This window comes from Pseudoalteromonas sp. S2755 (genome assembly GCF_005886535.1).
GTDB lineage: Bacteria > Pseudomonadota > Gammaproteobacteria > Enterobacterales > Alteromonadaceae > Pseudoalteromonas.
Window position 1 is genome coordinate 1 of record NZ_PNDS01000145.1, and the last position, 13630, is coordinate 13630.

The following is a 13630-nucleotide window of genomic DNA, read 5'->3' on the forward strand; positions in this document are numbered from 1 at the left end:
AGTTTGAGAGAGGGTAATACCACATCAAACTGAGTGATAACAAAAAGCCCAGCTATCCTGGGCTTTTATCAAATACTTCAAAGGTTTTATGCTGATACCGCTTCCGTTTGGTAATCAAAGGAAAGCTTGTTATCTTTGACTGTGACTTTCACTGTCCCGCCATCAGACAAATGACCAAACAAGATTTCGTTGGCAAGTGGCTTTTTCAGGTTGTCCTGAATAACTCTCGCCATTGGACGAGCCCCCATTGCCTTGTCGTAACCAAGATCTGCCAGCCAATCTCGTGCTTGCGCCGTAAGTTCCAAATTAACAGATTTCTTATCAAGCTGCGCTTGCAATTCAACGATGAATTTATCAACAACTTGCAAGATAACTTCTTTCTCTAGGTGGTTGAACCAAATGATGTTATCCAAGCGGTTTCTAAACTCTGGTGTAAACACCTTATTGATTTCTACCATGGCATCATGAGAGTAGTCTTGCTGCTGGAATCCAATTGATTGACGGACAGTCTCTTGCACCCCCGCATTGGTTGTCATCACTAGCACAACATTTCTAAAGTCTGCCTTACGGCCATTGTTGTCCGTCAGCGTACCATGGTCCATAACCTGCAATAGAATGTTGTAGATGTCTGGGTGCGCTTTCTCTATTTCATCGAGCAACACCACTGCGTGAGGATGCTTGATTGCAGCTTCAGTCAACAGTCCCCCTTGCTCAAAGCCAACATATCCCGGAGGCGCACCAATTAGGCGACTAACGGCATGACGCTCGGAGTACTCAGACATGTCGAAGCGAATAAATTCTATACCCATACACTTAGCTAGTTGTTTGGTCACTTCGGTTTTACCAACCCCGGTAGGGCCTGCAAACAAGAATGAACCTACAGGTTTGTCTTCATTAGCAAGACCAGAGCGTGACAATCGAATTGCTGATGTTAACGCGTCAATTGACTCATCTTGACCAAACACCAACATCTTCAAGTTACGATCAAGATTCTTAAGTGTCTCTTTATCACTAGATGAAACGCTTTGCTGTGGAATACGCGCCATTTTAGACACAATCGCTTCAATGTCCGACACATTAATCGTTTTCTTACGTCTTGAAGTTGGCTGTAGCCTTTGACTTGCGCCCGCTTCGTCGATAACGTCGATTGCTTTGTCAGGCAAGTGGCGCTCATTGATATATTTAGCACTCAGTTCAGCAGCCGCTTTTAACGCTTTTTGCGTGTAACGAATACCATGATGCTCTTCATAACGTTCTTTCAATCCATGTAATATCTTAGTGGTATCTTCGACACTAGGTTCAACCACATCAATTTTTTGGAAACGGCGCACTAACGCCCTGTCTTTCTCAAAAATATTCTTGAATTCTGAGTATGTTGTTGAGCCCATACAGCGAAGCTGTCCACTCGATAACAGCGGCTTAATTAAATTAGACGCATCCATCACACCACCTGAGGCAGCACCAGCACCGATAATAGTATGAATTTCGTCAATAAATAATATCGCATGCGGTTTCGATTGAAGTTCTTTCAATAGCGCTTTAAAACGCTTCTCAAAGTCACCGCGATATTTTGTACCTGCGAGTAGCGCCCCCATATCCAGTGAGTAAACTACCGCGTCAGCAATTACATCGGGAACTTGGTTATTGACAATCCGATACGCCAAGCCTTCAGCAATCGCAGTTTTACCCACCCCTGCTTCACCCACGAGTAATGGGTTATTTTTCTTACGACGGCATAGTACCTGAACCGTACGCTCAACTTCCTCATCACGACCAACCAACGGGTCTATACGACCAGACTCGGCTTGCACATTTAAGTTGGACGTAAAGTTTTCCAGCTTGGTTTTCTCTTCCTGTTGCATTTCGCCGCTATCGTCTTGCATTTCTTCATGATCTTCTTGCTCGTGATCATCTTCAATCTTAGAGATACCATGACTAATAAAATTAACGATATCCAAGCGGCTCACGTCAGCCTTTTTCAGTAAATAAACAGCTTGGCTTTCTTGCTCAGAAAAAATAGCAACAAGTACATTTACCCCGGTCACTTCTGAGCGACCAGAAGATTGCACGTGGAATACAGCGCGTTGTAGCACACGTTGAAAACCAAGTGTTGGTTGTGTCTCTCTGTCTTCCTCTAAATCTGGAATAACAGGCGTAGTTTCATCAATAAACTCTGATAACTCGCGCTTCAAGGTATCCATATCGACACCACAGGCATCTAGCGCCTCACTAGCAGAAGGGTTATCGATCAATGCAAGTAATAAATGCTCAACCGTCATAAATTCGTGACGGCGAGAACGAGCCTCGCGAAACGCGGCATTAAGAGTAAGTTCTAAGTCTTTGTTTAGCATTGGCAACCCCCAACAAGAAATTTATAGGTCATTCCTGCTCACAACTACAGAGCAGCGGGTGCTCGTTGTCACGAGCATATCGGTTTACCTGCTCAGCCTTGGTATGGGCTATGTCAGCAGGGTATACTCCACATACCGCTTTTCCCTTGTGATGCACTTCAAGCATCACCTCAGTTGCTCTCTCGCTATCCATATTGAAGAATGTCGTCAATACCTCGACAACAAAATCCATGGGCGTGTAATCATCATTATTCAAAATCACTTTATACTTTCGCGGCGGTTGAAGCTGCTGCTTCTGTTCCTCGCGAACGGCGTCCAATACACCAGAATCTTTTGTCCCACTCATAATAAATATAGTCTTGTCTTATATACTCAAGCAAATAGATTTGAGAAATAAATAAAATGTTAAAAAAAAGAGCAAAAAACTTGACTGCTTGCTCATATAAACTACAGTCTTACATGACTGTCTAATCTATGGGCAGTTTAGCAAAATTAAAAGAGTAGATTAACTTTAATTTAGTCAACTTATAGAAGGATGTAGAAGTATGGCTTGCGGAAAAGTCAAATGGTTCAATAACGCCAAAGGGTTTGGTTTCATCGTAGAAGACGGCAGTGACGAAGATATCTTTGCTCATTACTCAACGATTGTAATGGATGGATACAAGACGCTTAAAGCTGGTCAGGATGTATCATTCGAGCTACAACAAGGGCCTAAAGGTCTACACGCAACCAATATCGCTCCAATTACGGAAGATGTTGTATAAGTGTTAAGTAGTTTTTGGCTAAAGCGGGTTACATAAGTGCTCGCTTATTCCCTCTTTTAATCACTTCACCAAATCTAAAAAGAATTTTCAGCCTTTTCTTATCACGTTTGTTATAACTTTTCACTTTTGCACTTTAAATTTAATAATTAGCCCCCATATGCAAACACTGTTAGACTAAAGCACGCTTGCAAAGTCAATTTCAGGTTGGTTAGATATTGCTACTTTGATGCGTTTCAATACTGAACGAATACCAGTTATTGTGATAAGCCAAAAGTATAAATACCTAACAAACTTGCTAATGCTGCGCTACCTAGGCATAGATTCTAACGAGGATTGCCGAGGTTTTTTTGCATCTTTCACTAATCGCTTAGTGAACTGGTCCAGTTTAAACCGGCTACAACGACATGTTGTTGAGTGTGAAAATTGCGTTGCTTAGTCCTATTAGCAATTGTTGAACGGCGTAAAAGCCCACAACTATCTAGGAATGATGATGACATCGAAAATTATCTACACCAAAACAGATGAAGCCCCGGCTCTCGCAACTTACTCGCTATTGCCAATCATCCAAGCATTCACTAAGCCTGCAAATATCGAAGTTGAAACTCGCGATATTTCACTTGCAGGCCGTATTATTGCGACTTTTCCTGAGTACTTAAAAGAAGAACAACGTATCGGTGATGCACTTGCTGAGCTAGGTGCACTTGCTAAAACGCCTGAAGCTAACATCATCAAGTTACCTAATATCAGTGCTTCAATTCCACAACTTCGCGCAGCGATTAAGGAATTACAAGCTAAAGGTTACGCACTGCCAGAGTATCCTTCTGAAGCCAAAACAGACGAAGAAGCCGATGTTAAAGCACGTTATGACAAAATCAAAGGCAGTGCAGTAAACCCTGTACTCCGTGAAGGTAACTCAGACCGCCGTGCTCCAGCTTCAGTCAAAGGCTACGCTCGTAAAAACCCGCATTCAATGGGTGCTTGGTCTAAAGACTCTCAGTCTTATGTTGCATCAATGACTGACGGTGACTTCTTCGGTTCTGAACAGTCGGTAACGGTTGCTGAAGCGACTGATGTTCGTATTGAACACGTAGCGAGTAATGGTGATATCACTGTACTTAAACAAAGCACACCGCTACTTGCAGGTGAAATCATTGACGCCTCTCGTATGAGTGTACAAGCGCTACGTGAATTCTTAGCTGCACAAGTTCAAGAAGCAAAAGATAAAGGCGTTTTGTTCTCGCTACACATGAAAGCAACCATGATGAAGGTATCAGATCCAATCATCTTTGGTCATGCTGTAAAAGTCTTCTACAAAGACGTATTCGAAAAGCATGCTGCGACATTTGCTGAAATCGGTGTTGATGCAAGCAATGGTGTTGGCGACGTGTACTCAAAAATTGAGTCGTTGGACGACGCGAAGCGCAAAGAAATTGAAGCAGACCTTGCAGCAGTTTACGAGACTGCACCTGATATCGCGATGGTAGACTCAGACCGTGGTATTACAAACCTGCATGTACCTAGTGACGTAATCATCGATGCATCAATGCCTGCGGCAATTCGTTCAAGCGGCCAGATGTGGAACGCTGAAGGCAAACAGCAAGATACGGCTTTTGTGATCCCAGATCGTTGTTACTCAGGTGTGTACGGCGCAACGATTGATTTCTGTAAAGAAAACGGTGCATTTGATCCACGTACTATGGGTACCATCCCTAACGTCGGTCTAATGGCACAAAAAGCGGAAGAGTACGGTTCACACGACAAAACGTTTGAAGCACCATCAGCTGGCAAAATTCGTGTTGTAGATACTGCAGGTAACACCTTACTTGAACACTCAGTAGAAGAAGGCGACATCTGGCGCATGTGTCAGGTGAAAGATGCACCAATCAAAGACTGGGTAAAATTGGCGGTTAACCGCGCTCGTGCGACAAATACACCAGCAGTTTTTTGGTTAAATGAAGCGCGTGCTCACGACGCTGAACTTATCAAAAAGGTAAACGCTTATCTGCCTGAGCATGATACTGATGGCCTTGAAATTTTAATCAAGGCACCAGTGGATGCAACACTATACTCACTAGAGCGCATGAAAAAAGGCGAAGATACTATTTCAGTAACGGGTAACGTATTACGTGATTACTTAACTGACCTATTCCCAATTTTAGAGCTTGGAACGAGTGCGAAAATGCTATCTATCGTTCCACTAATGAATGGCGGTGGCTTATTTGAAACTGGTGCGGGTGGTTCTGCGCCTAAACACGTACAACAGTTCGAAAAAGAAAACCACTTGCGTTGGGATTCGCTAGGCGAATTCCTTGCACTTGCTGCTTCTTTTGAGCATTTAAGCCAAACAACAGGTAATGCTAAGGCACAAGTACTCGCAGATACACTAGATGCAGCAACGGCTAAATTCTTAGATGAAAATAAGTCGCCTTCACGTAAAGTGAAAGAGCTTGATAACCGTGGTAGTCATTTCTATCTTGCAATGTACTGGGCTCAGGAGCTGGCTGCGCAAGACAAAGATGCAGAGCTTAAAGCTAAGTTTGAAAATGTTGCTGCAGAATTGACAGCTAAAGAAGCAGATATTGTTGCTGCACTTAATGAAGCACAAGGCCAAGCAATGGATGTTGGTGGTTATTACCAGCCAGAAGACGACAAAGCGTTCGCAGCTATGCGTCCTTCTGTGGTATTTAACGATGTCCTAGCATCTCTGTAATCTTCGGATAACAGTCAAAAAGCGGCCCAAGGGTCGCTTTTTTGCTTTCAGGCGACACTCGAGATCAATTGCGCTAAAATATCGTTTTTCGTGAACCTTAGGAATGTGGCGATGAGCACAAGTAGTAGAGCCAACACAAATAACAAAAGAAAATCACACGCAAATAGGCCCGCATTCTCTAGATATACCACAGCACGAAAAAAGCCAATAACTAATCGGCAGTCAAAACCCGCCCTACCACCAGAGCAAGTAAAAGTCGTTTTATTTAATAAGCCCTTTGATGTTTTGTGTCAGTTTACTGATGATCAAAACCGTCAAACATTGGCTGATTTTATTGATATCAAAGATGTCTATGCTGCAGGTCGCTTGGATAGAGATAGCGAAGGGCTATTACTACTGACTAACTGCGGTAAATTACAAAACACCCTGACTTCTCCTAGAAAATCAACATATAAAACCTACTGGGTTCAAGTCGAAGGAGAGCCAAGTAGCGAAAGCCTAAATGCGCTTAGAAATGGCGTAGAACTAAAAGATGGTCCAACTTTACCTGCCAAAGTAGACGTTATGTCTGAGCCCAATGTTTGGTCACGTAATCCGCCGATTAGAGAGCGCAAAAATATTCCAACAACCTGGCTTTCTATTTCCATCAAAGAAGGACGTAATAGACAAGTCCGTCGTATGACTGCACATATTGGCCACCCCACGCTTAGACTTATTCGCGCACAAATAGGCAAATATAGTCTGGGCGATCTTAAAAACGGTGAATATCGAGTGCTTTAGCATTTTCTACTAGGACTTCTCTCCTGCGCTCTAACACCTCACGGGCGTGCAATTTAAAGAGATTTGAGTATAATAAGCGCTTTCTATCTGAGCATTAAGATTAATAGCGAAATTATGAGCGATAATAGTCACATTAAAGTCATTGTCGGAATGTCCGGCGGTGTAGATTCTTCAGTATCTGCCTACCTTTTAAAACAACAAGGCTACCAAGTAGAAGGCTTGTTTATGAAGAACTGGGAAGAAGATGACAATGATGAATATTGTGCAGCAGCTGAAGATCTAAAAGATGCTCAGGCAGTGTGTGATAAGTTAGGTATTGAGCTACACACCGTGAACTTTGCTGCTGAATACTGGGACAATGTGTTTGAACACTTCCTTGAAGAATACAAGGCTGGCCGTACACCAAACCCAGACATCATGTGCAACAAAGAAATCAAATTTAAAGCTTTTTTACAGTTTGCAGCAGAAGCGTTAGGCGCGGACTATATCGCAACTGGCCACTATGTTCGTCGAGCGGAGCGTGACGGTAAATTCGTTATGCTTCGTGGAGATGACGAGAACAAAGATCAAAGCTACTTCCTTTACACATTGAGCCATGAACATATTGCACAAACACTCTTCCCTGTGGGTGAAATTGAAAAGCCAGAAGTGCGTAAAATTGCAGAAGACCAGGGCTTAATCACGCACGATAAAAAAGATTCAACCGGGATCTGCTTTATCGGCGAGCGCAAATTTAAAGACTTCCTTGCCAAATTTTTGCCCGCGCAGCCCGGTGTGATTGAAGATTGTGAAGGTAATCATGTTGGTGAGCATGAAGGCTTGATGTACCACACGCTAGGTCAACGTAAGGGCCTATTAATTGGTGGTTCTAAAGAAGGCAACGGTGAACCTTGGTATGTGGTAGATAAAGATATCGAACGTAATGTACTGGTTGTTGGTCAAGGTAAAAACCACCCTCGCCTGTTCAGCAACGGTTTAAACGCAAATCAGCTACATTGGGTTGACCGCGTAGGCCCACAAGGTACAACTCGCTGCACGGTAAAAACACGTTATCGCCAAACCGACATCCCTTGTACGTTATTAGTTGGCCAAGATGGTATGGCACGTGTACTGTTCGATGAACCACAAAAAGCCGTAACTCCTGGACAATCTGCGGTATTCTACGCAAATGACGTGTGCCTTGGCGGCGGTATTATTGAGTCGGTGATTAAATAATGCAAAACCAATACGTAATGCCTCTGGCGGCAATGTGTCAGATCAGTAAACTGGTACAAAAATGTGCGCGTTACGGCACCTTCAATGAGAATGAAGTTGAGGGCTTTTTAAAAAGCATTATTAACACTTCTCCTGAACGTCCTGAGGACGTTTACCCAGACAAATTTGCCATCAAAACAGGCTGCCGAACGCTGATCGAACAACTCTCGGCTGGCGGCGAAAAAGACGTTGAAATGGTTAAATATGTTGGCGCGATGATGCAATTAGAGCGAGTGCTAAGTAACGATAGCAAATCTCTTGATTTATTGGCGCAAAAAATTCAGCAAGTTGAGCGCCAGTTATTACACTTTGATATCTGTGAAAGCCAAGTTGTTGCCGCACTTGCCGACATTTACGGTCAAGTGATAAGCCCTCTTGGTCCTAAGATCCAAGTCTTCGGTAAGCCTGAGTTATTAAAACAAACAGCAACACAACAAAAAATTCGGGCGCTATTACTCGCGGGGATCCGTAGTGCAGTACTGTGGCGCCAACTCGGCGGTAAACGTCGTCATTTCTTTTTTGCGAAAAAGAAAATCATTACTGCTGCAAAAAGTTATATGTAATACCAATTTGTCTTAATACTTGCTCAATTTGAAGGAGTAAATCTGACGCTAACAGCGTTAAAAATTTTTTATTTAGAACACTAAATAGCAAAATTTTGCCTTGCCTACATGGATGTAGGTACCTTGGCGTGAGCAGGATGCGGAAGCGGTGTTATCGACTAGATTTTATCGCCTCAAAGTAGACCACTTAATTAATCAAGTTGGTATAAAATTCGTAGTGGCTCTAATGCCACTATCTAAGTATCGTTCAAAAACAAATAGTTAGGAGTTATTATGGAGCTTTCAGCGTTAACCGCTATCTCTCCTGTGGATGGTCGCTATGGTAGCAAGACCAAAGAGCTGAGAAGCATCTTCAGTGAATTTGGCTTGATCAAATACCGCGTCATCGTAGAAGTTCGTTGGCTACAAGCGCTAGCGAGCAGCGACGCCATTAAAGAAGTACCTGCTTTCAGCGATGAAGCCAACGCACTTCTTGATAGCATCGTTGAAAACTTCAGCGAAGCAGACGCAGCACGCGTAAAAGAGATTGAGCGCACCACTAACCACGACGTTAAAGCTGTAGAATACCTTCTTAAAGAAAAAGTAGCTGGCAATACCGAGCTAAATGCCGTCAATGAGTTTATTCATTTTGCATGTACCTCCGAGGACATCAACAACCTTTCTCATGGCCTAATGCTAACGGAAGCGCGTGACACGGTATTACTGCCATACTGTGACGAGCTACTGAACGCAATCAAAGACAAAGCGGTTGAGTATAAGTCAATTCCAATGATGACTCGTACACACGGCCAACCTGCTTCACCATCAACCATGGGTAAAGAGTTTGCAAACGTGTATGTTCGCCTGCAACGTCAACGCCAGCAAATCGCTAACGTACAAATGCTTGGTAAAATCAACGGTGCCGTTGGTAACTATAATGCTCACCTAAGCGCTTACCCAGATTACGATTGGCATGCACACAGTGAACGTTTTGTATCAAGCCTAGGTTTGACTTGGAACCCATTCACAACGCAAATCGAACCGCATGACTATATCGCTGAGCTATTTGATGCGATTGCACGCTTCAATACTATCTTAATTGACTTTGACCGCGACGTTTGGGGTTATATCGCGCTAAACCACTTCAAGCAAAAAACCATTGCTGGTGAGATTGGTTCTTCAACAATGCCTCATAAAGTTAACCCTATCGACTTTGAAAACTCTGAAGGTAACCTTGGCATTGCTAACGCTATCTTTGCGCATCTTGCACAAAAGCTACCTGTTTCACGTTGGCAACGTGACCTAACTGACTCAACAGTTTTACGTAACTTAGGTGTTGGTATGGGTTATGCGCTTATCGCGTATCAAGCAACGCTAAAAGGCGTTAGCAAGTTAGAAGTTAATGCTGAGCGTTTACTCGCTGAGCTTGATGATAACTGGGAACTACTAGCAGAGCCAATCCAAACGGTAATGCGTAAGTACGGTATCGAAAAGCCATATGAAAAGCTAAAAGATCTTACTCGTGGTAAACGCGTAAACAAAGAAATCATGGCTGAGTTCATCGATAACCTGGACTTGCCAAATGAAGTAAAAGCACAAATGAAAGAAATGACGCCAGCAAACTATATCGGTCGTGCTGAAGCGTTCATTGACGAACTAAACTAAGTATAAAGCGACACCAGCTTTTTACTACTTGGTATAGAATAAGCGAAAGAGTGCACTCTTTCGCTTTTTTATTACTGGAATTTCCCTATGTATCAACTGCAAATAAATGACCTTACCTTCGAACAATTTCTTGCCCAGTATTGGCAAAAGAAGCCACTACTTATCAAGCAAGGATTCCGAGACTTTGAAGACCCAATTGAGCCAGAAGAACTTGCCGGCCTTGCAACTGAAGAATGCATAGAATCTCGAATTGTTACTAATCATAATGATAACTGGGAAGCTCATCACGGCCCTTTTGAACAATTTGGTTTACTCACCGATAGTAACAGCACCCTATTGGTCCAAGCCGTTGATCACTGGCACCCACAAGCCGCACAATTAATAGAAGCGTTTAGATTCATACCAAATTGGCGCATAGACGATTTGATGATCAGCTTTTCGACGCCTGGCGGCGGCGTTGGCCCACACTTAGATCAATATGATGTCTTTATAATTCAAGGCCAAGGTAAACGTCATTGGCGAGTTGGTAAACAAGACAACAGCCTAAAGCAATTTGCGCGCAACAAGAGTTTATTACAAGTAGGGCAATTCGGAGCAGTCATTGATGCAGTCCTTGAACCCGGTGATATCTTATATATTCCACCAGCTTGTCCTCACGAAGGTTACGCGCTTGAAGATGCTTTAAACTATTCGGTTGGTTTTAGAGCGCCTGATCAAAAAGATTTGCTTTCTAGCTTTGCCGACCACATTATTGATGTGGAAGCTGGAAAACACCGTTTTAGCGATCCAGAATTACAACGCAGAGCGTCTATTGGCGAAGTAACCTACGATGACCAACAACAGATAAAATCTCTGCTCAATGCTTTGCTTGAAGATAAGGCTCTATACAGTCAATGGCTCGGAAAAACACTCAGCGAACCAAAACATGAGATGGATCTCGCGCCATTAGACCCCGTAATTTATCCCGAGGAGCTTCTCGAGATCGCCAAAGATAACCCATTGGTTTATCGCGCTGGTGGAGTACGTGCTATTTATCAAATCTGTGACGATCATATTTTGTTCAGTGTTAATGGTGAAAACTATGAATTAGAGCATCATTGTTTAGATGCCATAAAGCAGCTAAGCGATCATGTTGAGTTTGAGTTTAATGCAATAATTCCTGCATTAAATAGTTTGGAATTTAAACAAACGTTAACTAAACTGATTAATGATGGGACCTACTTCGTTGAAGACAGTGATCCAGCTGATGCTGACTTCGATGAGGGCTGGGAGTAGAGCCTGTTAGAACAAGATAGCCGCGTTCACAAAAATAACAATATGCCGCGAAAGCTTTGTGAATCAGGGCTTTCGCAAGCTCTAGCTTGTCGCTAAACAGGGAATGCAGGTGTAATCTGTAGATGGGGGCAGTATGAGTTATAGGATCAGTAGGGTAACTTGGCAAACCAAAAAATTGGAGCTCAAAGCGATACGCGAGCGCGTATTTGTCTATGAACTTCACATTCCTAAAGAAGTTGAGTTTGATCAGCAGGATATCACTGCTGAGCACTTAATTATTATTGACGAATTCGACGGGCCAGTTGGCACAGGACGACTGTGTGAAGACGGCTTGTTAAGCCGTATCGCGATATTCAAATCTCACCGTAATCGAGAAGCTTATGCCTCATTGATTGGGGGACTTGTTGACTTGGCAAAAGACAAAGGCTTTGATAACGTTTTTATCCAATGCATCTTGGATGAAGTGCCCGAGTTTTTACAATCGGGGTTTTCCACACATGGGCATGTATTTATGGAAGCAGGCATTCCAAGACAGCGCTTGAAATGCCCTATTCAATCACTTAAAACCGACCCATTTACGATGCTTCATTAGCCCAAAGTTCATCTTTAGCGAAAAGGTCATATAGGCCGTGAGCTCGGTTTACTAGTAGATTAGCAAACTGGGCTTGTGTTTTTTCTACTGGCTTTGCAGACATAATTTCTTCTGCTTTCATTTGCCAATGGAACGAAAAATAGCGCAGTGCTTCACGGGGTGTAGCGGCGGCTGATGCCTCAATATGATCCGTCGGTAGATTGCCTGTGATCACCCAATACTTTTTGCCATTTTGACCTTTGATTTTCCAAAGCGCGACCAACGGCTCAATATAACGACATTCTTTTTCAATAATACTTTGCGGTAACACGCCTTTATCCGCGAGATGTTTTTGTGCAGATTGCACGCAGCTACGTTGCCATTGTATTGATCTTTGGTGCTGCTGTTCTGGTGTTAACGCCTCTTGCTGCGGTTGGTTCTGTTCTTCACTCATTGTTTAGCCTTTTATTCTTTTTAGATTACCGAATAGTATTTCACTTTATCGTTATTTACGCGGTGTGTTTCATAACAAATTATTCAGCAAATCGGTTTTGATTCTTATACACCAAGCACTCAAACGCTTGCGAAGTTACCTGATACTAAGCTTTTGCAGTCATCACGGCAATAAGAACCAAGGAATTTTGTGTTTATATGATTAATTACTGAGCTGTAAATTTCGAGAAAGTTTCTTTTTCTATTCTGGCCACATCAACATGATTACTTAAACTCAAGGAATACTGACTATGGCTAGATTATTATTACTCATTGCCTTTTTATCTAGAGGCTGTCAGCACTGCTCCAAATAGCGCCGTATTTATTGTAAAGATTTTAATCGGTAGATTGAAACCGCAAATCAATAACCAAAGAAAACCAAAGCTTTATGGTTTTGAACTGCTGTATCGAAAATGAAGTTTACCGTTTCTATATAGGAAGTTTCTTTAGTGTATGGTTCGTCACTGCCAAGAAAGACCTGTCGACCCTGCTCTAACTCTTCAAGAGGGACGCTGTAGAATTCAGGCCAGTCATCGTTTTTGGGGATAGGAATAAATGCTTTATGATTAGATGGCGTCACATCTTCCATTATGTCTAGAAAGTCATCATGGCGAACCATCTCACCAAATTCTTGGCACAGCATTTCATATAGATAACCGTAAATAAAGTTGTCTTCGTCGTCCTCATCTGTACTCGTTCCATTTATAATATTCGCCATGCAAGCGGCATATCCCTTAACATCCAGCTCTTCTTCTTGCCCTGCAATTTCATCTCGATATTTGGATAAAAACCTATCCAAAAATTGCTGATCTTTACTTCCCCACACTGCTTTTAATTTTTCTGCATCAACTTGATACGCAACGACGTTATAACTCATTAAAAAACTCCTTTTTAGTCGAACGACTTCTTGGTACTGCGTCAGCAATACTAAACCAGTAAAAAGTAACCAACTAACATAATAGATATTATGCCAGCAGCCACCGCAAACACTCCTCCAGAACTAGGGCTTACAGCTTCACTTTCGTTGTACTTCTCTGCTATAGGCTCAGTAATAGCAGACTCTGATTGATAAACCGAGCTAACACCATCATGTCGATTTGATAAATCGACATAACTATTGCCAGTATGAGCTCCAAGAGAGGGGGATTCATTTTTAAGGTCCGTATCAATAACCGTGCTATCGGTTGCTTCGACTTCCGCTACGTCTTCCAACGTAATTACTTTGC

General features: G+C 42.7%; 12 protein-coding genes and 1 pseudogene. 8 read left to right on the forward strand and 5 right to left on the reverse strand.

Annotated features, from left to right (window positions below; all coding sequences use genetic code 11):
- Positions 1-86: 86 nt before the first annotated feature.
- Together clpA and clpS are read right to left on the reverse strand one after the other, a co-directional pair.
- Positions 87-2351 (reverse strand): ATP-dependent Clp protease ATP-binding subunit ClpA, encoded by a 2265-nt coding sequence (gene clpA / locus CWC03_RS20500; protein WP_138583453.1) that lies wholly within the window; start codon positions 2349-2351, stop codon positions 87-89.
- A gap of 28 nt (positions 2352-2379) precedes the next feature.
- Complete coding sequence (clpS, locus tag CWC03_RS20505) at positions 2380-2697, reverse strand: ATP-dependent Clp protease adapter ClpS (protein ID WP_010379297.1); 318 nt, start codon at positions 2695-2697, stop codon at positions 2380-2382.
- Positions 2698-2896: 199 nt separating this feature from the next.
- Here clpS and cspD point away from each other — a divergent pair, with 199 nt between their 5' ends.
- From cspD to CWC03_RS20545, 8 genes are all read left to right on the forward strand, one after another.
- Entirely contained in the window at positions 2897-3115 is a 219-nt protein-coding gene (gene cspD, locus CWC03_RS20510; protein WP_010379294.1) for a cold shock domain-containing protein CspD, read from the forward strand.
- A 490-nt stretch (positions 3116-3605) separates the two neighbouring features.
- Positions 3606-5825, forward strand: coding sequence for an NADP-dependent isocitrate dehydrogenase (locus CWC03_RS20515; protein ID WP_138583454.1), 2220 nt, complete (start codon positions 3606-3608; stop codon positions 5823-5825).
- Between the two features lie 111 nt (positions 5826-5936).
- Positions 5937-6605, forward strand: a complete 669-nt coding sequence (locus tag CWC03_RS20520) for a pseudouridine synthase (protein ID WP_138583455.1) — start codon at positions 5937-5939, stop codon at positions 6603-6605.
- Between the two features lie 114 nt (positions 6606-6719).
- Positions 6720-7820: a tRNA 2-thiouridine(34) synthase MnmA gene (gene mnmA / locus CWC03_RS20525; protein ID WP_010379287.1), complete on the forward strand. Its 1101-nt coding sequence runs from the start codon at positions 6720-6722 to the stop codon at positions 7818-7820.
- Positions 7820-8422: a high frequency lysogenization protein HflD gene (gene hflD, locus CWC03_RS20530; RefSeq protein ID WP_010604919.1), complete on the forward strand. Its 603-nt coding sequence runs from the start codon at positions 7820-7822 to the stop codon at positions 8420-8422. Before mnmA ends, hflD begins: the two co-directional genes overlap by 1 nt.
- A 273-nt stretch (positions 8423-8695) precedes the next feature.
- Positions 8696-10066: an adenylosuccinate lyase gene (gene purB / locus CWC03_RS20535; protein ID WP_138583456.1), complete on the forward strand. Its 1371-nt coding sequence runs from the start codon at positions 8696-8698 to the stop codon at positions 10064-10066.
- An 87-nt stretch (positions 10067-10153) separates the two neighbouring features.
- Entirely contained in the window at positions 10154-11341 is a 1188-nt protein-coding gene (locus CWC03_RS20540) for a ribosomal protein uL16 3-hydroxylase (RefSeq protein ID WP_138583457.1), read from the forward strand.
- Positions 11342-11474: 133 nt separating this feature from the next.
- A complete protein-coding gene (locus tag CWC03_RS20545) occupies positions 11475-11933 on the forward strand; it encodes a GNAT family N-acetyltransferase (RefSeq protein WP_138583458.1) in 459 nt (152 codons plus the stop codon).
- Here CWC03_RS20545 and CWC03_RS20550 read toward each other — a convergent pair.
- From CWC03_RS20550 to CWC03_RS23560, 3 genes and pseudogenes are all read right to left on the reverse strand, one after another.
- Positions 11917-12366, reverse strand: a complete 450-nt coding sequence (locus CWC03_RS20550; protein ID WP_138583459.1) for a DUF4826 family protein — start codon at positions 12364-12366, stop codon at positions 11917-11919. The genes CWC03_RS20545 and CWC03_RS20550 overlap by 17 nt on opposite strands.
- A 399-nt stretch (positions 12367-12765) precedes the next feature.
- Positions 12766-13281: a DUF7691 family protein gene (locus tag CWC03_RS20555; protein ID WP_138583460.1), complete on the reverse strand. Its 516-nt coding sequence runs from the start codon at positions 13279-13281 to the stop codon at positions 12766-12768.
- 50 nt (positions 13282-13331) lie between these two features.
- Positions 13332-13630 (reverse strand): annotated as a pseudogene (locus tag CWC03_RS23560) (biotin/lipoyl-containing protein); the annotation flags it as partial.